Origin of the sequence: Rhizobium sp. F40D2, from assembly GCF_051810745.2 — a bacterium.
Classification (GTDB): domain Bacteria; phylum Pseudomonadota; class Alphaproteobacteria; order Rhizobiales; family Rhizobiaceae; genus Rhizobium.
In genome coordinates this window covers 148,232-174,117 of record NZ_JBPWQX020000004.1, presented here as the reverse complement: position 1 = coordinate 174,117, position 25,886 = coordinate 148,232, and the positions used below count along the sequence as shown (strand labels likewise).

The 25,886-nt window shown below is 58.6% G+C and carries 23 protein-coding genes and 4 pseudogenes; 17 read left to right on the top strand and 10 right to left on the bottom strand.

What is annotated here, in order from left to right; all coding sequences use genetic code 11:
- Window positions 1-348 precede the first annotated feature (348 nt).
- The 7 genes and pseudogenes from ACS4RS_RS29445 to ACS4RS_RS29415 all read left to right on the top strand — a co-directional run bounded on the left by ACS4RS_RS29445 (window position 349) and on the right by ACS4RS_RS29415 (window position 7,365).
- Window positions 349-1,332 (top strand): zinc-dependent alcohol dehydrogenase family protein, encoded by a 984-nt coding sequence (locus ACS4RS_RS29445; protein ID WP_439012504.1) that lies wholly within the window; start codon window positions 349-351, stop codon window positions 1,330-1,332.
- Window positions 1,333-1,445: 113 nt separating this feature from the next.
- Entirely contained in the window at window positions 1,446-2,093 is a 648-nt protein-coding gene (locus tag ACS4RS_RS29440) for a BON domain-containing protein (protein ID WP_439012503.1), read from the top strand.
- A 407-nt stretch (window positions 2,094-2,500) separates the two neighbouring features.
- Window positions 2,501-4,421, top strand: a pseudogene (locus ACS4RS_RS29435) (PAS domain S-box protein).
- A 115-nt stretch (window positions 4,422-4,536) separates the two neighbouring features.
- Window positions 4,537-4,803, top strand: a complete 267-nt coding sequence (locus tag ACS4RS_RS29430; protein ID WP_439012502.1) for a PepSY domain-containing protein — start codon at window positions 4,537-4,539, stop codon at window positions 4,801-4,803.
- Window positions 4,804-4,805: 2 nt separating this feature from the next.
- Window positions 4,806-5,375 (top strand): cytochrome b/b6 domain-containing protein, encoded by a 570-nt coding sequence (locus ACS4RS_RS29425; RefSeq protein ID WP_439012501.1) that lies wholly within the window; start codon window positions 4,806-4,808, stop codon window positions 5,373-5,375.
- Window positions 5,372-6,049 carry a response regulator gene (locus tag ACS4RS_RS29420; RefSeq protein WP_439012500.1) on the top strand — a complete coding sequence of 226 codons (678 nt, stop codon included), beginning with the start codon at window positions 5,372-5,374 and terminating at the stop codon, window positions 6,047-6,049. Before ACS4RS_RS29425 ends, ACS4RS_RS29420 begins: the two co-directional genes overlap by 4 nt.
- On the top strand, window positions 6,046-7,365 hold the full coding sequence (locus tag ACS4RS_RS29415; protein ID WP_439012499.1) for an ATP-binding protein: 1,320 nt from the start codon (window positions 6,046-6,048) through the stop codon (window positions 7,363-7,365). The genes ACS4RS_RS29420 and ACS4RS_RS29415 overlap by 4 nt, the downstream gene beginning before the upstream one ends.
- Window positions 7,366-7,585: 220 nt before the next feature.
- Here ACS4RS_RS29415 and ACS4RS_RS29410 read toward each other — a convergent pair whose 3' ends face one another.
- The 4 genes from ACS4RS_RS29410 to ACS4RS_RS29395 all read right to left on the bottom strand — a co-directional run bounded on the left by ACS4RS_RS29410 (window position 7,586) and on the right by ACS4RS_RS29395 (window position 9,714).
- Window positions 7,586-8,335 carry a helix-turn-helix domain-containing protein gene (locus ACS4RS_RS29410; protein WP_439012498.1) on the bottom strand — a complete coding sequence of 250 codons (750 nt, stop codon included), beginning with the start codon at window positions 8,333-8,335 and terminating at the stop codon, window positions 7,586-7,588.
- A gap of 219 nt (window positions 8,336-8,554) precedes the next feature.
- Window positions 8,555-9,100, bottom strand: a complete 546-nt coding sequence (locus ACS4RS_RS29405; protein ID WP_439012497.1) for a hypothetical protein — start codon at window positions 9,098-9,100, stop codon at window positions 8,555-8,557.
- Window positions 9,101-9,202: 102 nt separating this feature from the next.
- Window positions 9,203-9,445 (bottom strand): hypothetical protein, encoded by a 243-nt coding sequence (locus tag ACS4RS_RS29400; RefSeq protein ID WP_439012496.1) that lies wholly within the window; start codon window positions 9,443-9,445, stop codon window positions 9,203-9,205.
- Window positions 9,446-9,456: 11 nt separating this feature from the next.
- Window positions 9,457-9,714 (bottom strand): hypothetical protein, encoded by a 258-nt coding sequence (locus ACS4RS_RS29395; RefSeq protein WP_449314128.1) that lies wholly within the window; start codon window positions 9,712-9,714, stop codon window positions 9,457-9,459.
- Window positions 9,715-10,175: 461 nt separating this feature from the next.
- Here ACS4RS_RS29395 and ACS4RS_RS29390 point away from each other — a divergent pair, with 461 nt between their 5' ends.
- On the top strand, window positions 10,176-12,473 hold the full coding sequence (locus ACS4RS_RS29390; RefSeq protein ID WP_439012614.1) for a heavy metal translocating P-type ATPase: 2,298 nt from the start codon (window positions 10,176-10,178) through the stop codon (window positions 12,471-12,473).
- A 29-nt stretch (window positions 12,474-12,502) separates the two neighbouring features.
- Here ACS4RS_RS29390 and ACS4RS_RS29385 read toward each other — a convergent pair whose 3' ends face one another.
- Window positions 12,503-12,670, bottom strand: a complete 168-nt coding sequence (locus ACS4RS_RS29385) for a hypothetical protein (protein ID WP_439012494.1) — start codon at window positions 12,668-12,670, stop codon at window positions 12,503-12,505.
- Window positions 12,671-12,911: 241 nt separating this feature from the next.
- On the opposite strand from ACS4RS_RS29385, the pseudogene groL reads away from it, so the two are divergent.
- Window positions 12,912-14,532, top strand: a pseudogene (gene groL, locus ACS4RS_RS29380) (chaperonin GroEL).
- 43 nt (window positions 14,533-14,575) lie between these two features.
- Here the strand turns inward: groL and ACS4RS_RS29375 are convergent.
- On the bottom strand, window positions 14,576-15,235 hold the full coding sequence (locus ACS4RS_RS29375) for a glucokinase (RefSeq protein ID WP_439012493.1): 660 nt from the start codon (window positions 15,233-15,235) through the stop codon (window positions 14,576-14,578).
- Between ACS4RS_RS29375 and ACS4RS_RS29370 the strand changes: the two are divergent.
- Window positions 15,227-15,589, top strand: a pseudogene (locus ACS4RS_RS29370) (putative PEP-binding protein); the annotation flags it as partial. The gene ACS4RS_RS29375 and the pseudogene ACS4RS_RS29370 overlap by 9 nt on opposite strands.
- Window positions 15,590-15,594: 5 nt before the next feature.
- Here the strand turns inward: ACS4RS_RS29370 and ACS4RS_RS29365 are convergent.
- A complete protein-coding gene (locus tag ACS4RS_RS29365) occupies window positions 15,595-17,139 on the bottom strand; it encodes a phosphoribosyltransferase family protein (protein ID WP_439012491.1) in 1,545 nt (514 codons plus the stop codon).
- 389 nt (window positions 17,140-17,528) lie between these two features.
- On the opposite strand from ACS4RS_RS29365, the gene ACS4RS_RS29360 reads away from it, so the two are divergent.
- Complete coding sequence (locus tag ACS4RS_RS29360; protein ID WP_439012490.1) at window positions 17,529-17,828, top strand: hypothetical protein; 300 nt, start codon at window positions 17,529-17,531, stop codon at window positions 17,826-17,828.
- A gap of 125 nt (window positions 17,829-17,953) precedes the next feature.
- Window positions 17,954-18,829 (top strand): bile acid:sodium symporter, encoded by an 876-nt coding sequence (locus tag ACS4RS_RS29355; protein ID WP_439012489.1) that lies wholly within the window; start codon window positions 17,954-17,956, stop codon window positions 18,827-18,829.
- Here ACS4RS_RS29355 and ACS4RS_RS29350 read toward each other — a convergent pair.
- Window positions 18,816-20,111 carry a DUF2254 domain-containing protein gene (locus tag ACS4RS_RS29350; protein WP_449314127.1) on the bottom strand — a complete coding sequence of 432 codons (1,296 nt, stop codon included), beginning with the start codon at window positions 20,109-20,111 and terminating at the stop codon, window positions 18,816-18,818. The two genes, ACS4RS_RS29355 and ACS4RS_RS29350, sit on opposite strands and share 14 nt — an antisense overlap.
- 227 nt (window positions 20,112-20,338) lie before the next feature.
- Between ACS4RS_RS29350 and ACS4RS_RS29345 the strand changes: the two genes are divergently transcribed.
- Window positions 20,339-21,331 (top strand): hypothetical protein, encoded by a 993-nt coding sequence (locus tag ACS4RS_RS29345; RefSeq protein ID WP_449314126.1) that lies wholly within the window; start codon window positions 20,339-20,341, stop codon window positions 21,329-21,331.
- 128 nt (window positions 21,332-21,459) lie between these two features.
- On the top strand, window positions 21,460-22,134 hold the full coding sequence (locus ACS4RS_RS29340; RefSeq protein WP_439012486.1) for a VIT1/CCC1 transporter family protein: 675 nt from the start codon (window positions 21,460-21,462) through the stop codon (window positions 22,132-22,134).
- Between the two features lie 140 nt (window positions 22,135-22,274).
- On the opposite strand, the gene ACS4RS_RS29335 is transcribed toward ACS4RS_RS29340, so the two are convergent.
- Window positions 22,275-22,544 carry an ATPase inhibitor subunit zeta gene (locus tag ACS4RS_RS29335; RefSeq protein ID WP_439012613.1) on the bottom strand — a complete coding sequence of 90 codons (270 nt, stop codon included), beginning with the start codon at window positions 22,542-22,544 and terminating at the stop codon, window positions 22,275-22,277.
- A gap of 114 nt (window positions 22,545-22,658) precedes the next feature.
- On the opposite strand from ACS4RS_RS29335, the gene ACS4RS_RS29330 reads away from it, so the two are divergent.
- Window positions 22,659-23,255: a hypothetical protein gene (locus ACS4RS_RS29330; protein WP_439012485.1), complete on the top strand. Its 597-nt coding sequence runs from the start codon at window positions 22,659-22,661 to the stop codon at window positions 23,253-23,255.
- Here ACS4RS_RS29330 and ACS4RS_RS29325 read toward each other — a convergent pair.
- Window positions 23,200-24,143 (bottom strand): IS630 family transposase gene (locus ACS4RS_RS29325; RefSeq protein ID WP_197727565.1). Its coding sequence is split into 2 segments (ribosomal slippage): window positions 23,200-23,807 and window positions 23,807-24,143, totalling 945 coding nucleotides; the frame shifts between segments, so codons are not numbered across the junction. The two genes, ACS4RS_RS29330 and ACS4RS_RS29325, sit on opposite strands and share 56 nt — an antisense overlap.
- A gap of 147 nt (window positions 24,144-24,290) precedes the next feature.
- Here ACS4RS_RS29325 and ACS4RS_RS29320 point away from each other — a divergent pair.
- Together ACS4RS_RS29320 and ACS4RS_RS29315 are read left to right on the top strand one after the other, a co-directional pair.
- On the top strand, window positions 24,291-24,695 hold the full coding sequence (locus ACS4RS_RS29320; protein WP_439012484.1) for a hypothetical protein: 405 nt from the start codon (window positions 24,291-24,293) through the stop codon (window positions 24,693-24,695).
- Window positions 24,696-24,840: 145 nt separating this feature from the next.
- Window positions 24,841-25,872: pseudogene (locus tag ACS4RS_RS29315) on the top strand (zinc-dependent alcohol dehydrogenase family protein); the annotation flags it as partial.
- Between the last annotated feature and the right edge of the window lie 14 nt (window positions 25,873-25,886).

The window sequence follows — 25,886 nt, the reverse complement described above, 5'->3', positions numbered from 1 at the left end:
TGCGGACTTGCATTCGAATACGCTTGCCTCTCCTGCGAAATCGAACGCCATTCGGCCCCTCGATCGTCCCCGCCTCGCGGCCGGCCAAAAAATATACTTTTGACGTCGTCGAGGTCGCGGCGCGTGCCGACGATCGAGCCGCCCACGGTCGTCGGCGGATTATACAGGCGGCCCGCATTCCCGACATCGACCAACGCGAAGAGCGGCGCATTTCTCAACCGGTTCGCCCTTGATCCTTGACGCCGATCAAAGCCCACGCGTTTTGCCGACCTGATCTTGCTTCATCCGAGAGCGGCAAGAGGATAGTCTCTGCCGGAGGTTCGCAATCGACGAGATGAGGAAGAGGTTATGCGAGCAATGATACTCGAAGCGGTCGGATCGCCCCTATGCGCGATCGAGCGGCCAGATCCCGTGCCCGGAGCGGGCCAATTGATGTTGAGAACGGAGGCCTGCGCCGTCTGCAGGACCGACCTCCACGTCTGTGATGGCGACCTTGCCGATCCGAAGCTTCCGCTCGTTCCCGGGCATGAGATCGTCGGCATCGTCGAGGCCGTCGGTGCCGGGGTGCCTTCATCGCGGGTCGGCCAACGGGTCGGCGTGCCCTGGCTTGGGCATACATGCGGCAGCTGCTCCTTTTGCCGCAACGGCGAGGAGAATCTTTGCGACCAGCCGCAATTTACCGGCTACACCCGAGATGGCGGTTTTGCCACACATGTCGTTGCGGACGCCGATTACGCCTTCGCGCTCGACAGCCAAGCCGATCCCATCGCGTTGGCGCCGCTGCTTTGCGCCGGTCTTATCGGGTGGCGGTCGCTGAAGAAGGCGGGCAACGGCCACAGGATCGGGCTTTACGGGTTCGGCGCGGCCGCCCACATCGTCGCGCAGATCTGTTGCTGGCAGGGACGCGAGGTCTATGCCTTTTCTCGCGCCGGCGATGATGCGGCGCAACGCTTCGCACTCAGCCTCGGCGCGGTCTGGGCGGGAAGCTCGGATGAACCTCCACCTGTGATGCTGGACGCGGCGATCATCTTCGCACCGGTCGGCGAACTCGTACCAGCTGCATTGAAGGCCGTGCGCAAAGGAGGCAGGATCGTCTGCGGCGGCATCCATATGAGCGATCTTCCGGCAATGCCCTATGCGCTGATCTGGGGCGAGCGCAGCGTGGTTTCCGTCGCAAATCTCACCCGCAGGGACGCGGAGGAATTCTTTCCCGTCGCCAGCGAGGCAGGCGTCAGGACCCATACGACCGTCTATCCACTTCTGGAGGCCAATAGGGCGCTCGACGATCTCAGGGCCGGCCGGTTGATCGGAGCAGCCGTGCTGACGCCTTGAGCGGCGTTCAGCGATAGCGCCGATCTTTGATCGATCGCAATGCAGAGCTGCCTGGATAGGTACAGACTTCGTTTGAGGTGCCACCCCTATCAACTCAACAGCGGAGAGAGCAGATGAACGACACAACCATTCACCAGGACGTCTTGGATGAGCTGGAGTTCGAACCGAGCATTGACGCCGCCAATATCGGCGTTGCTGTCGAAAACGGCATTGTCACCTTGTCCGGCCATGTCGGAAGCTATGCGGAAAAAGCAGCTGCCGAAGCTGCCGTACGACGAGTCAGGGGCGTGCGGGCGATCGCCGAAGAAATTCAGATCCGGTATCCAGAGCGAAAGAAACATGCCGACGATGAAATCGCAGCAAGAGCGCTGAAGATCATAAGTTGGGATACGGCGCTTCCGGATGCTGCAATCGGCGTAACCGTCCAGCGGGGCTGCGTGACCCTGACCGGTGAAGTGCCTTGGCACTTCCAGCGCATTGCAGCGGAGAATGCAGTCAGGAAACTCGGCGGCGTCGTTGCCATCGTCAATCTCGTGACCATTCGTCCCACCGCCAGCGCCGCGGACATCGGGGAGCGGATCGAGAACGCGCTGCGTCGCAATGCGGAGATCGAAGCTTCCGGCATCCATGCTGGCGTGATCGACGGCAACGTGACATTGGAAGGCGGCGTTCACTCCTGGAACGAGCGCCGAGCTGCTGAACGGGCTGCCTGGTCTGTTCCGGGCGTCACCAGGGTCGACAATCGCATCTCAGTAAACTGACGCGGAGCGGCGAGGGCACTCTTCGCCAACTCCCGAAACAATCGATCCCGCTCGCGGGAGAGCGGACGCCGCGTGCGACGTCATGCGCCGCTCCGGCCGTGAGCGTTTCAGCGTGTCGGTGACATCGTCAGAATACAACCAGGAAGCCACACTCTCCACAGAGCCTGCCCTCAATAGGCCCCAAGGTTGCGGACTATCTCGACCTGACCATCGGCGCGGTTTCGGAGATAGTGACGAAGCCGGCCGGTCAGTCAGCCTCGCCTGACCGGGTGCCACTCCCTCCACATCGTGAAAAATGTAGAACACTGCTATAATCTGTGGCGATAACGGCCAACATGATGGCGACAAACGAGGCATGAACGCTTACCGTGAAGTCCGCGCCACTGATGCTGCAACGAAGAAGTGCCATGAACGGTGAGGAGATGATCGGCCCGACAACCGAAAGTGAACTCATCGAGGTCGCGCGTCTGCTCGATGGAGCCAATCTGATCATTCACGGCTTCGACGGAGTGGTCAGCCGATGGACCGGCGGCTGCGAAAATCTTTACGGCTGGTCGCGGGAAGAGGCGCTTGGGCGGGTCGTTCATGAGCTCCTGGCAACGCAGTTCCCCTGTTCAGTAGAAGAAATCCGCGAGGCCGTTCGGAGGGAAGGAGCGTGGGAAGGGGAGGTGAAGCATCGCCACAAGGACGGGCGCAGGCTCTTCATCGCCACACGCTGGGTCGGGATCAATCTCTCCTCTTCCGACGTGATGATCGTCCAGACCAACAACGACGTAACCGAAATCAGAAGAGTCCAGGACGACCTCGCAGGGCGAGAAGCGCATTTGCGCTCCATCCTGGATACCGTCCCGGAGGCGATGATCGTCATAGACAAAGCCGGCACCATTTCTTCTTTCAGTGCTGCGGCCGAACGCCTTTTCGGCTATTCCGTCGAGGAGGTCTTCGGCAGGAACGTGAAGATGCTTATGCCACAGCCGGACCGGGATGCGCATGACGGTTACCTCTCGCGTTACCTAACGACCGGGGAGCGGCGAATCATCGGCTACGGCCGGGTGGTGACAGGGCAACGCAAGAACGGCTCGGTATTCCCCATGGAGCTTTCGGTGGGGGAGGCTATCGCCAACGGCAAGCAGATCTTTACCGGCTTCATTCGCGACCTGACGAGCCGCCAGAGGATCGATGAAGAACTGCGCCAGTCGCAGAAAATGGAGGCGATCGGCCAGCTGACGGGCGGGCTGGCGCACGACTTCAACAATCTTCTGACCGTCATCAGCGGCAACCTCGAAATGATAGAGGACAAGCTGTCGGACGAAAAACTGCGGCCGCTGTTGCGTGAGGCGCAGGATGCCACTGACGACGGTGCAAAACTGACGGGCCAACTGCTCGCATTCGGCCGCCGCCAGCCGCTCAATCCCAAGCTAGTCGACGTCTCCCACCTCGTTTCAGGCTTTTCGGAACTGCTGCGACGCACACTCGGCGAGTCAATCGAATTCCGCACCATCATCACCGGCTCCGCGAACAAGGCGCTGGTCGATAGCTCGCAGCTGCAAAATGCATTGTTGAACCTGGTGATTAACGCCAGGGACGCCATGCCCCGCGGCGGGCAGGTCTCGATCGGGATCTCGCGTGTAAAGCGCAATGCCGATCACGCCAAGATGTATCCTGAAGTGCGAACCGGCGAGTATGTGCTGGTTTCGGTGACCGACACCGGGGGCGGCATGACGGCCGAGGTCAAGCAGCGGGCGTTCGAGCCCTTCTTTACAACCAAAGGCGTCGGCGCCGGCACAGGCCTCGGGCTTTCCATGGTCTATGGCTTTGCCAAGCAGTCAGGCGGGTATGCCCAGCTATACAGCGAGGTCGACCGGGGCACGTGCGTGCGCGTCTTCCTGCCGGCGGCGCACAAGGCACCTGAGAACGCTGGCAAACCAGCGGCGGAGCAGTGGCCTCAGCCGAACATCCCTGGCGGTAGCGAAAAAAATCCTCGTTGTGGAGGATGATCCGCGCGTGCGCCGGGTCGCAGTCTCGCGGCTCATTGGCGCCGGCTACGAGATTGTCGAGGCGGCAACGGGTCTCGAAGCGCTCGAGCGCCTGGACGAGCATCCCGATATCGCCTTGCTGTTCACCGATATCGTCATGCCCGGGGGCATGACCGGCGACGAACTTGCCGGTGTTGTGAGGACGCGCAATCCCGGTATCAAGATCTTGTTCACGTCCGGCTATGCCGAACCGACGATCGCCGGCCGCGAGCTGGCCTCATCCGCGAGCTGGCTTAAAAAGCCTTACACGGCCCGCGCGCTAATGATCCGGCTTCGGGAGCTATTGGACTGAGCTGCAATGGTCGTGTCCACGAAACTGAATGGTTTCGTAGACAGCGAACAGACAGCTTCCGGCCAATATCCAATGGCTCGTCGCCTCACAGAAGGCAGAAGCAAAGGATCGAACCATGAAGATGAAATTAATTGCCGCCCTCGCAATCCTGGCCGCAACTCCGGCTCTGGCGCTCGCCAGCCCAAGCTGCACCAAGGAGCCGAAGTCCAAATGGATGCCCGAGAATGCCATGAAGGCAAAGATCGACACGATGGGCTACAAGGTGAAAACCTTCGAAATCACCGGAAGCTGCTACGAGATCTACGGCAAGGACAAGGATGGCAACCGCGCCGAGGTCTATTTCAATCCGGTGTCGGGCGAAATCGTCCAGAACGGCGATTGATCATGACGGCCGTTCAGTTGCAGAAGAAGGAGGGCTCAAGGCCCTCCGAGGCCGCAAGCGGCACCGTCAAGGTCTGGGACCCGATCGTCAGGCTGTTTCACTGGACCATCGTTAGTGCCTGCATCCTCAACCTGTTTATCCTGGAAGAAGGGAAATACTGGCACCGTCAAACCGGCTATGTGGTTGCCGTGGCCATCGTGCTGCGCGTCATCTGGGGTTTCATCGGAACCAGGCATGCGCGCTTCGGGGACTTTTTTCCGACGCCAGGCAAAGTTAGAGCCCAGATTCTCGGCATGATAGAGGGCAGGGAACGACGCTATATCGGCCACAATCCCGTGGCATCCATTATGATGCTGGGTCTGATGGCGCTTCTCGCCGCCACTGCACTGACCGGCTGGATGACCACACTCGACGCCTTCTGGGGAGACAAATGGCTGGAGGAAGTGCACGGTGCCATTGCCAACGGCATCATGATGCTTGCCTTCATCCATGCCGGAGCGGCAGTGATCGAGAGCTGGAGGCATAAGGAAAATCTCGTCTGGTCGATGGTGACAGGTCGAAAGAAAGCATGAGAATTCTTCTCATCGAAGACAGCGCCCGGCTTCGCGAGCTTCTATGCGAAGCCATCCGCGAAGCCGGGTGGCGAATCGATGCCTTTGCGACGGCAAGCGAAGGCCGGCTTTCGCTTGAGGCGGCGAGCTACGATCTCCTGCTTCTCGATCTCGGGCTGCCTGATGAGGACGGGCTCGACATTCTTAAATCCCTGCGTCTGGCGAAGCAACAGATCCCCGTGCTCGTGCTGACGGCGCGCGGAGCCATCGACGAGCGGATCGCCGGGCTGGACGCCGGTGCGGACGACTATCTCGTCAAGCCGTTCAACAACGGCGAGTTGATCGCCCGGGTTCGCGCTCTGATGCGTCGTTCGCCGGTAACGACCATGCCGACACTGGAATCTGCTGCGCTTCGCTTCGACATGGCGTCCCGCCAGGTCACTTGCAACGGTATCGAGATCGCGCTCGCTCCATCGGAAAAGTCGCTGCTCGAACTGCTGATGCGCAATGGCGGGAAGGTGGTCTCCAAGCGCAAGATCGAGCATGCGTTTTCCGAATTCGGCGACGAACGCAGCAGCAATGCCGTCGAGCTGGCGGTTTCGAGGCTTCGGCGTAAGCTGGAGGGACACCCCGTCGATGCCGTCATCGAAACCGTGCGAGGCGTCGGTTACATGTTGCGCGAGGGGTACGTTTGATCAGGTCCAATCCCACGCTGACAGCCATTCTGACGCGGAGGATCGTGTTCTTCGCCATGCTCGCGATGCTTGTCCAGCTCGCTGTCATCTTTTCCGATTACTATTGGAATGTGGGCGAGCTTTCCCGCCTTTATGTCGAACAGGAGACCGAACGGCTTGTCTCGGGCGTGGGTAGTCGCGACGGCGCCGTCAGCTACAGGCTGCCGGAAGCCGTAGGCCGACGTTATGCTCATCCGCAGACCGGTTATGTCGCCCGCATAAGGGACGGCCGCGGAGATCTGATCTTTGAATCTTGCGATGATGCCTGCGAAAGCCGTTTCCTGCCTGCGGAGGTCAATCCGCCGGACTTCTGGCTTCGGACCATCAAGCCGGGGAAGCCGCTTACGCTGGTCGGCGGGCGCGCTTTCAATATCGGCGAGCAGCGGATCGTGGTCGATGTCGCTACCTTGGGCGATCCGGAGAACCTTGCATCCGATGTCTTCTGGAACGAAATCCTGGAACACATGATCGTGCCGATGAGTATTCTGCTCGGACTTGTGCTCGGCGCGACCCTGTTATCGGTGCGCCGCGCGCTCAAGCCTGTCAAGGTGGCGGCCGATGCCGCCGAACTCATCGATCCGCTGGATTCCAGATCTCATCTGCCGTTCGAGGGAATGCCGCGTGAAATCGCTCATCTTGCCGTGGCTGTAAACCGTGCCGTTCAGCGCATCGGGGAACTCATGAGGTCGCAAAGGATACTGACATCCGGCATTGCGCATGAGGTTCGCACGCCGCTTGCGGCGATCAAGCTCGAACTTGGCCGCATCGACCATCCAAGGGCGCGGAAGGCCGAAGCCGATCTCGACGATCTCGTGCATTTCGTCAGCCAGCTGACTGGGCTGGCGCGGTTGGACACTTTCGATCACAGCATGTTCGAAGAGGTTGATCTCGTTGTCCTTTGCACAAGCGTAGCCGAACAGCTCGCGCCTTGGGTTTACGAGAACCGGCATTCGCTCGAAGTGTTTTCTCATGTCGAGACCGCGATTGTCAGGGCCATGCCGGCCCTGTTGAAAGATGCCCTTCGCAACCTCGTTGAGAATGCGGTTCGCCACACGCCCGCCTCGACGAACATCATCATCAGGGTGGGGGAATCCGGTATCCAGGTCGAGGACAGGCGGAACGATTCAAGCTGCCCACTTCAGAATACTGAGGGATTTGGAATCGGATTGAAGATTGTTGAACGCATTGCGGAACTTCATGATGGATCATTGCGCCGTTCAGTTTCTCTGCAGGGTCACATTTTCGATCTTTATTTGCCGATCGTGACGATAAGATAAGGGGTTACAGCATCGCACGCGATGTTCGTTGAACGGCGGTTGTGTGATATGCGCGCTTCTCGTGCTCCATTTCGATCATCGTCGTGCCAGTCTACAGCGATCAATCCTTTCTCGCCTGGCGGTGAATGAGCCATAGCCCTGGCAGTACGGGGCCAAGCCCGCCGCTCGAATGAAGTTGTTATTTCGTCTTCGGCTGCTGTGGCCGGCGAGATCACAATTCTCAATGGTGTGGCCGCCGGGCATATGCAGCCAGCTCCACTGTGTTGTCGAGATAACCATCGTCATTCCCGGCGAGTTGTGTCAGGGCAGACCGTTTCAGGATGCGGATCGAGTGACGGCCTGCTGGCGCGACAATCCCCTTATTGTTCAGTTTTGTCATCGTCCGCGAAACCGTCTCGATCGTCAGCCCGAGGTAGTCGGCAATGTCGAGACGGGTCATCGGCAGCTCGATGACCAGATCGGCTCGCTCTTCGCAAACGCGAAGGAGTTCCTTTCGAAGAAAGCTACAGACCCGTTCCTCGGCATTCTTGCGGGAGAGGAGCACCATCTGCTCCTGAGCCGCGGCCATCTCGTCGCAGAGGCGGGCGAAGACCTCCGGCCGCAAATCCGGCGAATTGGCGACTTCCGCATCGAAACTCTTGCGTGAGATGCGTCGGATCCTGGTATCGGTGACGGTTTCGGCGCTGTAGAGATAGCGGTCCTTCAGCGACACGCCGATGATGTCTCCTGCATGCAGGAATCCTGTGATGACGCGGCGGCCGTCGGAGATGATCTTGAAGATGCGCAGGCTACCCTCGACGACCTCGAAGAGATGTTTGGCTGCATCGCCCTCGAAGAACAGCGATTGGCCGGCCGCCAAACGCTCGACGGGCAGTTTCTTAAATAGCCCCAGCAGGCAGGTCGCCTCGGAGCCGAGAAATGCCACATTGGCGACTTCCTTCGCGTGGTGAAAATTGGCGGTGTGCAGCATCTTCATCCCTCCGTACTGTCAATGACGACAATTGACGGGCTGCCGGTAACATGCCGATGCCGTGCGTGTTAAAGACGGTGCATTTGTGTAACAGTCTGTAACAGGCAACGGGTTGGCGCGATCCAACCGGATGTGCGCTGGCGGCCGCCGTATGATCCAACGCCTTCGTCGACTCTCGTTACGGTCGATCTGCGACCAACCGCGGTCCTGGAGGGCGGATCAAAGCGGGTAGATCGTTCCATGATCCCACCGATCACGGAATTGATCGTCATTAAGCAGGCTCCAATTTTCTCGCCTGAGGGCCCAGACCCTTAGATAGTCACATCGGGTGTCGACGGCCCTTCTCTTCATGAAGGCAAAAAGCCTTGCGGCGATCTCCTGCTCCTGATGCAGGCTCACGACAATGAAGATCGGAACATCGAACAAGCGCCCCGCGATCGGATGTGCTTCAATTCGAGCGTAACACAAACCGCGGATATGATCGTTGATGTCTGTCGCGACGGTGAAGTTGCACCCTTCCATTCCGCTATCGACATAGCGCCAGGAAGGGCCAGCATCTCGAATTTGCTGCGACTGGCGAAAATGTTCGATCACTCGATCGTCACCCAATTCAGGATGCAAGACGGCAGCGCACTCTTGCTGGAATTGCTCGAGTGTCAGATCTGGCATCGCCGCCTGGGCCACTACGTAGGCCCGCTCGATTTGAATTACCTGAAGCGGGCGGATCGTGAAGCTGATGATTCCAGATGCCATTTCAACAACCATTCAAGCTAAACCGGGAGTGTTCTGTCTCAGGGTAATATCGTCCATGGCCTGCTCCTTTCAGCTTCAGGGATTTCTGTCAGGCAACCGACGAAGGCGCATCCGTTAAGTGGGAAGCACGATCCCGTCGTTTGCAGATTTCGCGCGCAGCCGTTGCTTTTGCTGGAGCAATGCTCCGCGCAATTTATCAAGCCGTAGGCGCGATTGCTGGGTCCGGTTTTGCTCCGGAGAAACCATCGCCGGCAAAACTATCCGCGGACCCATCGAAACCTGGTTGCGTGCCTCGTCGAGGCTCATCAGACCGATGATACCGAGAGAAGAAACGATAATTGCTGCTGATATGCGCATCTTCTTCCCCATCAAAAATAGAAGGTGGCATCCGGCCCGACATATTCCGTCAGCAAACCAACCGAACGAGCTTTGCTGATCAGCGCGTTCGCGTTGATCAGATCCGTCTTGATAATCTGGTCTTCCTCAGCACAATGATCGGCGAAGTTCGCACGCATCCAATGCGACGCTCGCGGCGTCAGTGCCCGTATCGTCCCGTGTCTGGCCTCTTCGCGTCGAATTCGGAAGTCGCGGCCCTCGCGTCCGACTGCGGCATTCAAAGCACACATCCAGCTCTCCTTTGTGGCCGGATGCATATGGGCAACAACAATTATCGTATTACTCGGCCATGCGAGTAATCTGGCATATAGATTGGATATGCTTGTCGCTCAGTTCTTATGTTAACTATACGTGAAATGGACTCGGGCTCTTTGATTCAGATCAAAGAAGGCTGATGAAGAACGTCCCAGCGCGATGAGCGAAGCCGTTGTCCGGCCAGAAACTCATGGGGCATGCTGCAGCAAAGATATGTCCGCCTGCGATCGGCCAATCCCTTTCCTTCGGCGCACACGCGCGCTCCGCCGTGGCCGTCGCATCTCAAATGCTCGTCCTTACCGACCGCGCTTTCTTGATTTGTATCAAGGCGGCCATCCCGGCGCCGGATGATCATTTTTGGAATCTCGCTGGCCGTTGCCGCCGGTCAAACTCGCCCTCAGGAGGACCCCAGTTGCAGGAACGGAACAAAATCCGAATGCTGACGGCAGGCTGGCGTGGGGTCAAACTATGGACGCTGCCGCTGGTTGCATCGGCGCTCACGGCCGGCGGGATCGCCAGATTGGCCGGTCAGGAGGATCTTGCCGCGCAGGTGTGGGCGACGGGCACTGTGGTTATTTTCGCCGTTCTCGTCGTCGATATCGGGATCGGTCTGCACAGGAAGGAATTCGGCCTCGATCTCATTGCGGCGCTGGCGATGGGCGGAGCTCTCGTCTTCGGTGAATATCTGGCCGGGATCGTTGTAGCGCTCATGTTTACGGGCGGACAGTTCCTGGAGAACTTCGCCCATAGCCGGGCCAGCCGGGAGATGACGGCGCTTCTCGGCCGGATGCCAAACAGCGCCGCCCGCTATGAATGCGGCGGACTTCGCGACGTCGCTTTGTCGGCCATCGTTCCCGGTGACCGCATTCTGGTCCGCCGCGGGGAGCTTGTTCCCGTCGACGGCATCGTCTCAGGAACTGGCGCCGTTCTCGATGAGTCTGCACTGACCGGCGAAGCCTTGCCTGTCCGGCGAAGATCCGGGCAGGCGGTTATGAGCGGCTCCACGAATGCCGGGGATGCGTTTGATCTGCAGGCGACCAGCGCCGCCGCCGACAGCACCTATGCCGGCGTCATCCGGCTGGTCGAGGCGGCCCAGCAGACCAAGTCGCCGATGGTGCGATTGGCGGCGCGGTTCGGTCTGGGATTCCTGGCTCTCACTTTGGCGATCGCTGGTTTGGCGTGGGCATCTACTGGCGATGCTTCCCGCGCTCTCGCCGTCATTGTCGTTGCGACGCCTTGTCCACTGATCCTCGCCGTGCCGGTCGCCATCGTCTCCGGCATCTCGCGCTGCGCAAAAAAGGGCATCCTTGTGAAGGATGGAGGCGCCCTCGAAGCGCTCGCGGCCGCAAGGACGGTTCTTCTGGACAAGACAGGAACAATCACCGATGGTCGCGCCCGCCTGATCGAGATGAAGATACGCGCCGACCTCGAACCGCTCGAGGTGCTGAGGCTCGCAGCATCACTGGATCAAAGTTCTCCCCATGTGGTGGCCCAGGCTCTGGTGGCGGCGGCGCGTGAACGAGGGCTCGTGCTCAATGTGCCTGCAGATGTCCGCGAGGCGCCCGGTTCTGGCTTGACCGGGCGTGTCGGCGCGCAGCGCATTGTGGTCGGAGGATGGGCCTTCACGCGTGCGAAAATTAAAGACTCGGATTTCAGCCGCGAGATCGAAGCCTGGATACAGCGGGAGGGAACGGTCGCGGTCGCCGTGGCAATCGATGACGTGCTTGCTGGAGCCATCCTCTTGGCGGACCAGATTCGTCCCGAAGCCGGTTCGGTGCTGCGGCATTTGCGGGAGGCTGGCGTGACGCGGATCGTGCTCGTCACCGGCGACCGGGCCGATCTCGCTGCTGGTGTCGGCGCCTTTGTCGGGGTGGATGAGGTGATCAGCGATATGAAGCCCGAGGACAAGGCAATCGCCGTCCGGGCGGAGACGGCAAGAAACCGCCCCGTAGTGATGATCGGTGACGGTGTCAACGACGCGCCGGCGCTTGCAGCCGCCGATGTGGGCATAGCGATGGGCGCGCGCGGTGCCGCGGCGTCATCCGAAGCAGCAGATGTCGTGATCCTGGTCGATCGTTTGGATCGGCTGGTTAATGCCCTCCATATTGCACGTCGCTCGCGTAAGATTGCGCTGCAAAGCGTCTACGTTGGCATGGGCCTCTCGATGGCCGGCATGATAGCGGCCGCGTTTGGTTATCTTACCCCGGTGGAAGGGGCACTTTTCCAGGAGGCGATCGACGTGGCCGTCATCCTGAACGCGCTACGTGCGCTGGGCCCATCTATCTCCCTCAACATGATGCCGCGGTTGACCAACGAGGAGCTTGTGCGACTGGAGGCGGAGCATGTGGCACTGGTCGACGTGGTCGACGACATTCGTTTAACAGCGGATCGACTTCGCGGCCTTTCCATGAAGGAGGCGAAGGAGGAGCTCGATAGGCTCAATCGCGAACTGCGCGAACGGCTTCTTCCTCACGAGAAACAGGACGAACAGGTCTATGCGCGCCTCCGCCGGCGGAGCGCCGCACCGGACGCCCTGGCCGGAATGAGCCGGACCCACATGGAGATTCAACGGCAGGTCCATAATCTGAATGTTGTGTGCAAGGCATTCGACCGTGAGGCGCCGACTGAGGCACAGCTTCATGACGTCGTACGGCTGCTGCACGGGCTCGAAGCAATCATGCGCCTGCATTTTGCGCAGGAAGAAGAGATCTATCGCTCGCTGGAAGCAGAGTGAGTCAGTCTCGCCTGACCGGTCGGCGCACGCTACGGCGTTGTCGAGCGCAGCAACGGTGCGTCTCGCTGATCCGGTTGCATGATCGATCTGACCAGCGGAATACTGAAGACGGCCGCGAGCATCAGAACGAGTACGATCAATAGAAGATGATCGATAATGAGCCAGCGCACCCAACGTCCAGCAGAGAAATGGTTCATGACGTTCCTCCCGTCGCAGGCGTGGCCACGGCAACCGATAACTTCATGGCGCTTTATTGATCCTGTGACGGAGCGATAGTCTAAAACGCTGGCGCCAGGAGGCATTGCGCAGGATCAAATTGCCTCAGCCGCCGGTCTGCCGAGTGCTTATTGACGCCGGTCAAACCCATGTCGGCGGATTCATGTCAGTGATGGCGGACCAGCCTGCCAGGCCGTGTCATGTCACTTCGGGGAGACAAAAATGCCGCACAAACAAGTACTCTTTCACACAGAGGCCAGGGGTAAGGTTCTCCAAGGGGCGGCGAGGCTTGCCGATGCCGTTCGCATTACGCTCGGACCACGTTCCAAGTCCGTTCTGATCGAGAAAAAAATGGGGCGCTCCGATCGTCTGCAATGATGGCGTGACGATCGCCAAGGAGTTCGACCTCAAAGACCCCGAGGAAAATCTCGGCGCGCGCATGCTGCGCGCCGCGGCCGAAAGGACCGGGGAGGTGGTCGGAGACGGTACCAGCACATCAACGGTGCTCGCGCATGCGATCCTGGCAGACGGCCATCGCAATGTGGTGGCGGGCGCGAGCGCGATCGACCTCAAGCGCGGCCTCGACCGCGCCGTCAGCCGGGCCGTGAAGGCGCTGCGGGATATTTCCAAGCCGGTGACGACGGACAGGGAGAAGCAGCAGGTCGCGGCCATCTCCGCGCACAACGATGAAACCATCGGCCAGCTTGTGGCCGAGGCGATGGCGAAGGTCGGCAAGGAAGGTGTCATCACGGTCGAGGAATCCAAGACGATGGAAACCCGTCTCGATGTCGTGGAAGGCACGCAGTTCGACCGCGGTTATATTTCCCCCTATTTCGTGACGGATCCGGAGAAGATGGAGTGCATTCTCGAAGATGCCCGGATCCTCATTTTCGACCGGAAGATTTCCGCGCTTGGCGATCTGGTCGGCCTGCTCGAAGACATCGCCAAGTCCGGCAGACCGCTTCTTGTCATTGCCGAGGACGTGGAAAGCGAAGCGCTTGCGACTCTGATCGTCAATCAGATCCGCGGCACCTTCCGCAATTGCGCAGTCAAGGCGCCCGGCTTCGGCGACCGCCGCAAGACGATGTTGCAGGATCTGGCAATCCTCACCGGTGCCCAGCTTATCTCGGAGGATCTCGGCTTCAAGCTCGATAAGGCGACGCTGGAACAACTCGGCACGGCCACGCGCGTCGTCGTCGACAAGGACGCGACGACGCTCATCGGCGGCGGCGGTTCGCAACAGGCCATCAAGGCGAGATCCGAGCAGATCCGCAAGGAGATTGAGACCACGACCAGCGATTACGACAAGGAGAAGCTGCAGGAACGGCTCGCGAAGCTTTCCGGCGGGGTTGCCGTCATTCGCGTCGGGGCTCCCGCGGAAGCCGAGGTCAAGGCCAGGAAGGACGCGCTCGATGACGCTATCAATGCGACGAAGGCGGCCGTCGAGGAGGGCATCGTTCCCGGCGGAGGGCTCGCGCTCCTGCGCTGTATCAAGGCCGTGGCGGAAGAAGAGGATCTCTGCGAAGGCGATGAGCGCACCGGGGTGCAGATCCTTAAGCGATCGCTGGAAGTCCCGGCACGGCAGATTGCCGAAAACTCTGCTGTCGATGGCGGGGTCGTGGTCGCCAGGATGCTCGAAGGCGAAGGGGTGATCGGCTTCGACGCGGCGCGAAACCGTTATGTCGATCTCCTGCAGGAAGGCATCATCGATCCGACCAAGGTCGTGCGTGTCGCACTGGAAAACGCGGTGTCCGTTGCGAGCATATTGCTGCTGACGGAGGCGACGATGACGGAAATCCCCGAGGTGCTCCAGCAGCCGGCAGCACCACAGATGGAGATGTAGACGTGGGTGGCCCCGCCGACGTTGCGTTGTCCACCCGCGCCGGTCAGGAGAGCGCCAGCGCGGCGCCGCGCAAGCCGACATCCGACGACTTGACGATGTAGACCGGCACGGTCGAGGCGAAGCCCGACGCACCGCCGGCAGCCATGAACGAAGTGGCGAAAGCCGCCTCCGCCAGAAGGTCGCGCAGATCGTTCGGCACGCTGCCGACCAAATAGACTCCTCCGGCCGCGCCGTAGGCGGCAGCTATGTCGCCGGCGAAGCGCCCGAGCCAGGTTGCGAAGCGTCGAAGAGCTTCGCTTGCATAAGGGTCCGGTTCGTCAAGCGCAGCAGCTTCGACAATTTCGGACGCGCGCCAGCCGGAAGCATTCATACCGGCGTGAAGCCGCAGTGCTTCGTGAAGCGCGGCAAGTCCGGTCGAGGTCAGGACCTTTCCGAGCGAAATCCTGCCCGGCCCTCTCCGCATGATATTGACGATGAGAAGCTCCTCCTCATCCTCCGCGCCAAAGGACATTTCGGCGGCTCGCCCGCATGCCGCTGCCCACCCAAGAGCGGTTGGGACGGCAATGGCGACCTCGATGTCCCTTTCGACCAGCGCTATGGCCTTCGGTCCCAGTTGTAGGGAACCGGTCCCGAGGACTTGCAGGAGGTCATGCGGCGCCAGCAAAGGCACACATGTCGCAACCGCCTCGATATCGCCCGCCATTTCGACGGCTTCTCGATCGGCTCGAACGATCTTACGCAGCTGACGCTCGGCGTCGACCGTGATGCTGGCGATCTCGCCGAGCTTTTCGACGAACAGGACCCGGCGGTGAAATGGATGATTTCCCGCGTCATTGCCGAAGCCGGAAAGGCGGGTGCCAAGATCGGCATCTGCGGCCAGGCACCGAGCGATTATCCCGACTTTGCCGCCTTCCTTGTCGAATGCGGGATCGACAGCATATCCGTCACCCCCGACAGCTTCGTGGCGGTCAAGCAGAAGGTGGCGCAGGCGGAGCAGAGAAATAGGCACGCGACAAAGCAATGCACGGGATGTGAGGCGAAGGGCACGCCGGACTGAGTTGTTCAGCGCGCGGCCGGCGCAAGCTGGTGGAAGCAGTCGATGACATCGCTGTCAGACAGCTGCGGAAAGTTTACATAGAAGTTACCGACGGCGCCAAAGGGTGACCTGGTTTCCAGACAAACCACCTCTTCGACCTCATCCTCAAGATCGGCGACCACCTCGGCCGGCGCGGCGGGAACGGCAATGACGATCCGTTCTACGCCGCGTTGCTCGATTGCCATCGCCGCCGCCTTCATTGTTGCGCCGGTGGCGATGCCGTCGTCTACCAGAATGACGATCCTGCCCGCGATATCAATATTCGGCAAGATGCGTTCGAACAGGGATTTCCGGCGCTCGATTTCCCTCAATTCCGCATCCATGGCGAATTGGAAGACGGCCTCCGATATGCCGGCCTGGCGAATGACATCGCCGTTTTTGAGGACATATGGATATGGTCCGTCTACGACCGCTCCCATGGCCACTTCCGGAACTGCAGGCACGCCGATCTTTCTGACGAACACCATCGTCATCGGCGCATCCAATGCCTTGGCGATCTCCAGCGCGACAGGCATGCCGCCGCGCGGAAGGCCCGCTACGACGACGTCTCGCGCGATATCGAAGCAGAGCGGCAGCAAGTCTCCGGCCTGCATCGTGTCTATCCCTGAACATTGCCCGCATGCTCCTCTTTGTTGGTGTTTGTGGCTGTATGTCCTTCTGCCGCTCGATCGGTTCAGTGGCTGAGAAAAAGAGGGCGGTCGGCCGTCTCGATCATCGATCGGGTGACGCCGCCAAAAAAATTTTTCGCGCAGCCGGGAGTGTCCAAAAGCACCCATTACGATCAAATCCGCTCCAATTTCCCTTGCGCGTTGCTTGAGGATGTCTCCGACAGGTCTTGTCCCGCCGGCAACGGTTTCGGCCGTGACCGTCACACCTTGCCGCGCAAGATAGGCAGCGACATCGGCGCCTGGATCTTCGCCACTGGCCGACGCTTTTGCCGGCGGGTCCACCAGAATCAGGCGCACCTCCCTGGCTTGACGGAGAATCGGAAGAGCCTGCTGAACTGCGCGAGCTGCTTCGATCCGGGAATTCCAAGCAACCATAACGGAACAAGGCTTGAGGTCGGTGGCCTGATCAGTGAAGTTCAAAAGCAAGGGAGCGGGCGCCTGGAACAAGATTCCGCTGACGATCCGTCGACAGAGTTCGCCATCGCGGGCAACGCAACGGCCGATGAGCGTAAGATCGACGTAGAGCGCTCTCTCGGCGATCTCCTCGTCGGCCCAGGCGCTTTCGGTGTAGAGATCCTGGACGTCGAATGAAAGGCCGGAAGATGCGAGCTGCTCCTCCACCTGCTTTGTTCGTTCTATCAGTTTGGCCATGTCGCCTTGACGCTCCTCGAGGCGGACTGCAGAGATCATTTCCGCAGATGCGCCAAAAGGTGGTGGCGCTGGAATTGCTATCACGATGACCGACAGATGGGCATCGACAGCCTGAGCAGTGACGATTGCGTTGTTAAGATCGTCTTCAGGGTCATTGACCCCAAGCACTGTGAGAATCGTCCTGTACCCCAAGACCATGCCTCCCGCCTTCTAGGCAGCATCTTTTAGTTCTAATCCTTCCGCCCACAGCTGCTTTGACGCACATCAAGATGGGTTAGCTCTTCGCGCCGCCGCAAAGCCGCGTTCGCACTCGACGCGAACCGCATCGATCAGGATGCGCGGAAAGGTGAGCACTGATCGTATCTTGATGCACATCAATGACGACAGGCATCGAAAGCTGTTTGCTCGGTGTGTCCTCGGACCGGAGATAATAGATCCTCAAATTGGGGTCATTGAGCGCTCTGCAAAGAAGGAAGTTCGGCAGCTCGCGAGAGCAGGTTTTTGACGCAGCTTGACCACCCGAGGACGACACTGTCCACGCAATTCGCCAGACGATGCGCCGATTGAAAGAGGAAGACGATATGAGTGAAGTTCTTTCACGGACCGCGGAGGCATTATTGGCCGGCGCTGGAAACTCCCATCGCGTTTCCTGCAGCGTCGATTTTCGTCTTGAACGGGCAAACAATGATGATTGGGAGATCATAGCCGTGTCGCAGCGCGCCCGTGCATGGATGCGTGATGAACTCTGCTGCCCCTTTGCGCAGTCGTTCAACGATGTCATTCGGGCAGACGCGCTCAGCGCAAATTCCTTTGTAAAGGAAGTGCATGAAAAGGGATTCCGAACCGAATTCGTTGGCCGAAATGGCAAGGATCTCTTTTAGCAGTGGGCCGGAAAATCGGGACTATTTAGCGCAACCAATCAGCTCGTAGCAGCACAATAGCAGAAGCAGAAAAGAAATGAGACTGAAGAACGGATAGGCGTACCAGGCCGGCGAAGGAGGCAATTGTGATATCGGAATTGCTGAACTATACCTTACACGTTGCACTCATCTCATTCATGCTCGGCAGTCTGGTGGATGTCGGCCTCAGGCTTGATATCAGGGATGCTTGGGCTGCGTTGCGGGACAGAGAGTTTGTCGTCACGAGTGTCGTGTCAGGCTTCGTTGTCGGGCCAATTCTTGCAGTCGCCATTGCAAGGGTGCTCGCACTGCCGGAGCCTTATGCGCTCGGATTGCTGTTGCTGGGTCTTTCGCCGTGTGCGCCCTTCCTGCCGCTTCTGTCGGATATGGCAAAAGGAGATCCCGCCTATTCGGCGGCATTGATTTTAATTGCGGCGCTTGGAACAATCATCTTGATGCCCATCGCACTTCCCTTCGTTGCTCCTGGCCTTCATGCTGGTGCGGGCTCGATCGCACGGCCGCTCCTGCTTCTCGTCCTTACCCCTTTCGCCATCGGAATTGCCGTGCGTCAAATCTCCAAAAGATGGGCAGATAGATGCGATCCGATTATAGCGAAACTAGTGGCATTTAACGTTGTTGTTCTGCTGTCTGTCGCATTCGCGCAGAATTTTGAGCACATTCTCAGTGCAATAGGAACCTGGGCGATAGCGGCACAGTTCATCTACTACGGTGGGTTGGCTATATGCGCCTATGCTCTTTCCTACAGACTTCCTCAAGATAGGCGGAGCGTCGTCACGGTCGGCATCTGCACCAGAAACGTAGGTGCAGCGCTCGCACCGCTCTCGGCCGTTCCAAATGTTGATCCGCGATCGAGCACGATGTGCATTTTGGCCGCCTTCATCACTCTTCTGGTTGGAATTGTCGTAGCAAAGATGTTGGCTAAATTGTCCTCCAGCCGGGTGCTGGAGATCAATCCGGAGTAACCTGGCTCGTCTCTCTTGCTGACCCGCCCAGCCCCTGTGAGTCCGGCGTTCGCGCAAGCCTCAAGTCCTCGGGAAACACGTAGATCCTCTCCAACGTACGGTTGAGGATGTCCAGTTCCGCAAGTAGGGCTGGGCGGCGATCGTCCGGCAAGACTTGTGAGCTATATTCAATCATCGCACGCAACCGCCGGGCAATCTGAAAGTTTTCGGCTCCGTACAGGCGTATCTCGCTGAAAGTCAGCTGCACGAAGTCCTCCCAGTTCGGCGTTCTGCGGATAAGCCGCAATTTTCCGGATTTGCCGCGGATCTCGTCGCCGAGAAGATGTCTTCCTCCGACGAAGCACAGCAGGCGTTGAAGCTGATCGATTGCGAGAACGGCCGTAGTGGGGTCGTTGATGGCTTTCGATAGAGCCTTGATGCCGATATCGGCGATGATCCTGAAGGCAAACGTCAGATCCTGTTCAAGTGTGCGTTCCGGCCCGAGAGCGACCAAAGCCCTCAATCTTTTTTCGGGTGGCGGGTTTTGACCATATAAACGAAAAAGAGCCTCGCCTGTGCCAACGAAATCGCCGACCCTTGGCACGAGTTCGATGATCAGATCCGTTCTCTCGGCCAAGGCGACAAGCGCGGTCATATTGACGGCTACCACCACAGCAGGATTGGTCAGATGATAGACGATCTTGTCAGGCAAACCCGCGAAGGGAGCGGCTGCGTCGTGGGAATAGTCGCTTCTGACGGGTTCGGGGTAGACATCCTCTATGACTGCGTGCCCGCTTTCGCCAACGCTTACGATGATACTGACGGGACGAAGCAGGCGGGCTGCGTAATCGATCAGATACAGAAACGCTGCAATCGAAAGAAAGCCAAGCAGCCCCGCGATCGCAGAGACCCCATGAGGAACGGTCGCATCAAGTCTCGACAGGGCGCCGGTTGCGAAGAGTAATGTAAATATGAACAGACCGACGGTGAACCGGATGGCATTATCGCGCAAGAGAGTCGTAGCGATAATCCTGGGCGTCAACTGGCCTCCCGCAACCTGAATCGCCACCAGCAAGGAACCGAATGTGAACACGACGAATGTCAATGTCATCGTGATGATCGTTTCGAGCATTCTTTGCGTTCCAGCCACTCCCCAAGGCCAAACGTCCATCCATGGAGCCCAGTACTCGAAGATATAGACCAAACGAATTGCAACCACATAAAGAAGTAAAGCGATGAAAGGGACAACCCAGAGAGACGATCTGACGTAACTCCTGAAGCTATACCACCGGTTCCAATTCATCGGCGATGTCTCATTTCTTAATTGCTCCCGGGAGAGCGAGAACTACGCTTTACAATATGCCTCATCGCCTCAATAGGGCATTGATGCCGATCAAGAGGGAAGCTGATTTTTTGATTTGGCTCAATGTCCGAGTTTGATCTGCTGGTACCTTTCTCGATGTTGACGTCGCATTGCGTCCTGTTGGGGATGGATCGACAAATGTCGCGCGTGGGTGAATGGAGGGGGTCATGACGAATGAAGAACCCGTTCAGGAGGCTGCCGCTGGCCCCTCAAATCTTGATGTGCAGAATCAGCTGGAGCGGATTCTCGCAAGTGAGAATTTTTGCCTTCCAAAGCGCGCACGAAGCTTCCTGCGGTTCATTGTGGAGGAGACGCTTGCCGGAAGGTCAAGATATCTGAAGGCCTGCACCATTGCCCACTCTGTATTTGAGAGAAAGAATTTCGACGCTGAGAACGATCCCGCCGTTCGCATCGAAGCTCGCCGGATAAGGAGGGAGCTGGAGCGCTTCTATCTCCTATCACGACGTTCCGAACCCGTGCTGATCTCCATACCGAAGGGTGGTTATGTCCCGTCGTTTGCGGCCAATGAAGAATTTTGCGGGCCACGGGCGGCCGCCCCGTCCGTGAGCCCTGGAAGGCCAACTGATCCCGCGGCGGGAAATCAGAGGGCTAGACGAGCAATCCTGTGGGCGGGCGGCATAAGCCTTGGTGCGTCTGCGGTCCTGATGACCTTGCTGATCCCGCACCATCACGCATCGATCGAGACAGCATCCGAAGCCGCCACTAAGCCGCCGGCACCGAGTCCAATAATCGAACCCTTTGACGTCCAAGGCAGCGACAGTCGAGCGGCAGAACTATCCCGCTTTCTCAGGGATGAGATTGTGGTCAAGCTCGTCACCGGCGGTGCGCTGACCGTCATCATGCAATCCAGTTCTTTCGAACGTTCGCAAGGAGAGCGCTATCTTCTTCGTGGCAGTGTCGGGGTAAGTGCAGAAAACGCTCGTTTGAAAATCCGGCTGATACGAGAGGCAAATGGAACGGCTCTTTGTTCGGGTGACTACGAGTTCAGCCAGCGCAACGGGTCCGCGTTCGAGTCGGAACAGGCGGTCGTAAACGAAGTCGCACGCGACGTCGCCTGGCAACTGAAGGTCGCATCCCCTTCGACCTTAGCGACAGAAGAGGATCGCAACGTCCGGTGCAATCTTGAAGCCTTGACGTAACACCAGGCCCGCAATCGTCCTCGTCTTGATCACGATCAATGAAGCGAGTCGCTATATCCATCACAATTCCGCGGTCGCCAGCCTTGGTCGCCAGCAGGTCATGGTCTTGATTAGATGGGAAGTAGTTGATGAGTTCGAACCCGATCGATCGTATCACCAATATCATCGATCCTGGCGATGCGCTCGGCGAAGTGATCTTCGGACTGATCATGGCGCTGACATGGACGGTCGGTTCAAGGCTTATTTTTGAAGAAGAAGGGTTAAATGTCCACGAACTGATCGTCGCGACAATCGGATGTAATGTCGCCTGGGGGATCATTGATGCCGTGCTGTTTACGCTGGGCACGACGTTTTACAGGAGCAGGCGGCGGCACCTTTTTCGGCAAATCAAAGCCGCCGGAACCGAATCGGCAGCGCTTAAGGTGCTCGCCAACGAATTCCCGATCGAAGAAGCGCCGTTTTCTGCAAAGGCCGCCGATGCGGACGCGCTCTATCGATCACTTCTGACGCTCGCTTGCCAGGCCGATCCTGTGAAGCGATCCCTATCGAAGGGCGATCTGTCTGCCGCGATTGCAGTCTTCCTTCTGGTCTCGGCCACCGCCATTCCGGCGGTTATCCCTTTCTTTCTCATCGACAGTGCCCATCTTGCCCTGAGAGTGAGCAATCTGTTTCTCATCATGCTGCTATTTGTGACGGGTTATGCATGGGCACGATTTTCGGGAGGCAGGCCTTTTTATGCAGGAATGACGATGACTTGTCTTGGATTGCTTTTGGTTGCAATAGCAATCGCTCTCGGCGGCTGAGCATCATCTTTGGGTCTTCCCGGGATCAACCCTTTCATGAGATGAGTGCATCGATTGAAGGTCTTGTCGGCCCGTAGAGGATTGGTCGCCGGACTTTCAATCATCGCTCTCGACATTCCGCGCGCCGGGGATTCCACCAATCATCCCGCTCTTTGGCGCTCAGCTTCGAGTTCTTCGGCGGCGTCGAACATCATCTCATTCATCATGGAGTGAAGATCGTCTTCATCGACTTTCTGTCCGGCACTGCGCAGATCCGCCAATATTTTCTGAAGGATATCATCGTCTCCGGATACGGCGGCATCGACCAACTGAACTTCCTTGAGGTAAGCATCGGCATTCGCTCGTCCGAGCTTGGATGCGGCCCAGGCCGCGAGCATTTGGTTGCGGCGAGCGCGAGTCCTGAAAAGCATTTGAAAGTCGAGGATATAGTTTTCCTCAAGGAAGCGCCGTTTCGCATCGGTAGCGGTCATTTGACGAACCTCTGTGTTTATATCGTTCCAACTCGCTCAGCTTGGAAAATCATAGTGTCGTTTGCGACCATTTCTTTGCGATTGGTCAAAGCCGGCCGAGCTCCGACCATTATTGTGGAGGACGTTCGAGGCTGGGAAGAGAAAAAGGCTTTGCCGACACTGTGGGCCGAGGTCGAGCGGCTTACCGAAGCTGCCTCATCCCAGTCTTTTTCTGGAGGAGCGACGATGACTTTCGCCACGATCTTGAATGTCGCTGGAAGCAGTGCGACTGACACCGAGATGAATTCCGGGATCGGCCTGGCGCTGAACACTACAAGCCATCTGTCTACGTTGTTGATAGATGTTGCAGCGCCGCCGCCGGTGGGAGCACATTTAGAAAGCGTTTCCACGGTCTGGCTCGCCGAACGGAAGGCGGATCAAATCAAGCTTCGGAAAAGAGCCGGCGAGGTCGACTCGCTTCTGGCCTCCAGTGGAATCCCTTACGAGTTGGAGGAGGCCTACACCGAAGCTTTCCGCATCGACGAGATCGTGGGCCGTCGCGCGCAATTTGCCGATGCCGTCCTGATTGGAGCTAGCGTTCTAGAGCGCGTCCGCTTTAATCCGGGTCATACCCCGCAGCGGCGAAGTAGTTTGCACATTCCTGCGGTTTGATGAGGGGAACGATTTTACCGACGGTATCCCACAAGGCATCGACGGAGCGCTCGGCCTTGGCCCGCAGAAGCGCTTTCAGTTTGGAAAAGGCCATCTCGATTGGGTTAAAATCGGGGCTGTAGGGCGGGAGGTAGAGCAGCCTGCAACCAGCAACTTCTATGGCGTGCCGAACACCTTCGGCTTTGTGTGCAGGCAAATTGTCCATGATAACGGTGTCGCCGGGCCTGAGTGTCGGCACCAGAACCTGCTCGATATAGGCCAAAAATGCCACGCCGTTCATCGGTCCGTCGAGTACCATCGGTGCGGTCATTCCGGAAAGCCTAAGCGCCCCTGTAAAGGTCGTGGTTTTCCAGTGGCCATGAGGAACCGCTGACCGGCAGCGTTCGCCGCATTGGGATCGCCCGCGTAATCGAGACATCTTCGTGGAGAGACCAGTCTCATCGATAAAAATAAGCTTGGCGGGATCGAGATCGAGCTGACCATCAAACCAGGCCTGCCGCCGTTTCAAAAGGTCGTCTCGCTCCTGCTCCAATGCATGTGCGGTCTTTTTTTAAAGGTCCAGCCCCGCTTGCGAAGCCACACGTCAAGAGCACTGCGGCCGATCACGACAGACCGCTCCTCACTCAAGCGCAGGACCATTTCGTTGAGCGTGATGTCTTTCTCGTCATCGATAAGGCCGATGATAAAGGCCTCATGCTCATCCAGTCTGGACCCTGAGCGTCGACCCTGTTTGCCCGCGGTCAGTTGACCCTGTCGCGCGTTGGCGATCCAGGCAATGGCCGTCGAAATCCCGATCCCAAACCGCGCAGCCGCCGAACGCGCAGACATCCCGTCCGAAGACGCAGCCAGAACTCGAATGCGAAGATCATCGCTGAACGCTCGTGACATTCATACCTCCTGATTCGAAGGCAGGGAATCACGCCAAACAAAGCATGTCACCAAAATTCCGATTCCGCGTTCAATGGACGCGCTCTAGCCAATCAAAGCGTCCGCAATGCAGTGATTGACGGCGCGCTTTTTCGCGCTCGCGTCCCGATGCTGATCAACCCTGCCGGCAATATGCGGTGGGAGGGGAACTCGGTCCTCGTCGCCTTGTCCGACACTCCCGAAGCGGCCGCAGCCGCCAGGGCAAGCGTACCCCTCCTGAAACGAGCGCGCGCGGTTCGGATCGTGATGGTCGACCCCACGGCGGGCGATTGCGAATTCGCGGCCGGACTGCGGTCATACCTTTCGCATCAGGGAGTTGAAAGCTCGTTTGACCAGGCCGTAAGCAAGGGTCTGACTGTCGCGGAAACATTGGAAGACCATGCGGTACACGTTCAGGCCGATATGCTCGTCATGGGCGCCTATGGCCATACTCGCCTGCGAGAACGGATCCTCGGCGGAGTGACGAAATCGGCGCTGGAACAGCCATTACGGCCTATCCTGCTGGCAAGATAGGCTGACAATAGCCGAGACGGCGGCGCCATGCAGATTATCTTTCATCCCGCTCGTTCCCGTCTCACTTGACCTTTGACCGCGGTCAATGTGGCGCAGTGTGTTCGGCGCAGGATGACAACAGATTCACATCAACAGGAGACGGGTGATGAAAGCTCTCGTTTTTGAAGGCGCCGGCAGAAAGTCGCTCACGGAGAGGCCGGTTCCGGTGATCGAATCCGCAACCGATGCCATCGTGAAAGTCACAAAGACGACGATCTGCGGGACCGACCTCCATATTCTCAAGGGTGATGTTCCGAGCTGCACCCCGGGCCGCGTGCTCGGTCATGAAGGCGTCGGAATTATCGACCAGGTTGGCGCCGCTGTCACGCAGTTCCAGAAGGGGGATCATGTCTTGATCTCCTGCATCTCCTCCTGCGGCAGATGCGACTACTGCCGGCGCGGAATGTATTCGCATTGCGTGAACGGCGGCTGGATATTGGGCAACACCATCGACGGCACGCAGGCGGAATACGTCCGCATCCCACACGCCGACACAAGCCTTTATCCCGTTCCCGCCGACATGGACGAGGAGGCTCTCGTCATGTTGAGCGACATTCTTCCCACGGGTTTCGAATGCGGCGTGCTGAACGGCAAGGTGCAGCCGGGTGGCACGGTCGCGATTATCGGATGCGGGCCGGTGGGCCTCGCAGCGCTTCTGACCGCCCAACTCTACTCGCCATCCCGGGTCATCATGGCGGACCTTGACGACAATCGCCTCGAGATAGCGTCGCGTCTCGGAGCCACCGACGTCATTCGTGCGGACAATCCGGATGCACGGAAAAGGATTCTCGATCTGACGGCCGGCACTGGCGTCGACACCGCGATCGAGGCAGTTGGTATCCCGGCGACGTTCGAGCTCTGCGAGGAAATCGTCGCACCCGGCGGGACCATCGCCAACATTGGAGTCCATGGCCAGAAGGCTGATCTGCATCTTCAGAAGTTGTGGTCGAAGAACATCGCAATCACAACTAGGCTCGTCGATACGATTACCACGTCGACACTTTTGCGAACAGTAAAATCTGGGAAGGTCGACCCCACGCGCCTGATCTCCCACCACTTCAGGCTCGACCAGATTCTTGATGCTTACGACACCTTCAGCAATGCGGCGCAAAGTCACGCACTGAAGGTGATTATAGATCTGCAAGCTGCCGA

Coding starts and splice junctions, on each gene's coding strand:
- ACS4RS_RS29445 (WP_439012504.1), top strand. CDS start 349: ATGCGAGCAATGATACTCGAAGCGGTCGGATCGCCCCTATGCGCGATC.
- ACS4RS_RS29440 (WP_439012503.1), top strand. CDS start 1,446: ATGAACGACACAACCATTCACCAGGACGTCTTGGATGAGCTGGAGTTC.
- ACS4RS_RS29430 (WP_439012502.1), top strand. CDS start 4,537: ATGAAGATGAAATTAATTGCCGCCCTCGCAATCCTGGCCGCAACTCCG.
- ACS4RS_RS29425 (WP_439012501.1), top strand. CDS start 4,806: ATGACGGCCGTTCAGTTGCAGAAGAAGGAGGGCTCAAGGCCCTCCGAG.
- ACS4RS_RS29420 (WP_439012500.1), top strand. CDS start 5,372: ATGAGAATTCTTCTCATCGAAGACAGCGCCCGGCTTCGCGAGCTTCTA.
- ACS4RS_RS29410 (WP_439012498.1), bottom strand. CDS start 8,335: ATGCTGCACACCGCCAATTTTCACCACGCGAAGGAAGTCGCCAATGTG.
- ACS4RS_RS29405 (WP_439012497.1), bottom strand. CDS start 9,100: ATGGTTGTTGAAATGGCATCTGGAATCATCAGCTTCACGATCCGCCCG.
- ACS4RS_RS29400 (WP_439012496.1), bottom strand. CDS start 9,445: ATGCGCATATCAGCAGCAATTATCGTTTCTTCTCTCGGTATCATCGGT.
- ACS4RS_RS29395 (WP_449314128.1), bottom strand. CDS start 9,714: ATGTGTGCTTTGAATGCCGCAGTCGGACGCGAGGGCCGCGACTTCCGA.
- ACS4RS_RS29390 (WP_439012614.1), top strand. CDS start 10,176: ATGCTGACGGCAGGCTGGCGTGGGGTCAAACTATGGACGCTGCCGCTG.
- ACS4RS_RS29385 (WP_439012494.1), bottom strand. CDS start 12,670: ATGAACCATTTCTCTGCTGGACGTTGGGTGCGCTGGCTCATTATCGAT.
- ACS4RS_RS29375 (WP_439012493.1), bottom strand. CDS start 15,235: ATGGCGGGCGATATCGAGGCGGTTGCGACATGTGTGCCTTTGCTGGCG.
- ACS4RS_RS29360 (WP_439012490.1), top strand. CDS start 17,529: ATGAGTGAAGTTCTTTCACGGACCGCGGAGGCATTATTGGCCGGCGCT.
- ACS4RS_RS29350 (WP_449314127.1), bottom strand. CDS start 20,111: ATGAATTGGAACCGGTGGTATAGCTTCAGGAGTTACGTCAGATCGTCT.
- ACS4RS_RS29345 (WP_449314126.1), top strand. CDS start 20,339: ATGACGAATGAAGAACCCGTTCAGGAGGCTGCCGCTGGCCCCTCAAAT.
- ACS4RS_RS29340 (WP_439012486.1), top strand. CDS start 21,460: ATGAGTTCGAACCCGATCGATCGTATCACCAATATCATCGATCCTGGC.
- ACS4RS_RS29335 (WP_439012613.1), bottom strand. CDS start 22,544: ATGCTTTTCAGGACTCGCGCTCGCCGCAACCAAATGCTCGCGGCCTGG.
- ACS4RS_RS29320 (WP_439012484.1), top strand. CDS start 24,291: ATGCTGATCAACCCTGCCGGCAATATGCGGTGGGAGGGGAACTCGGTC.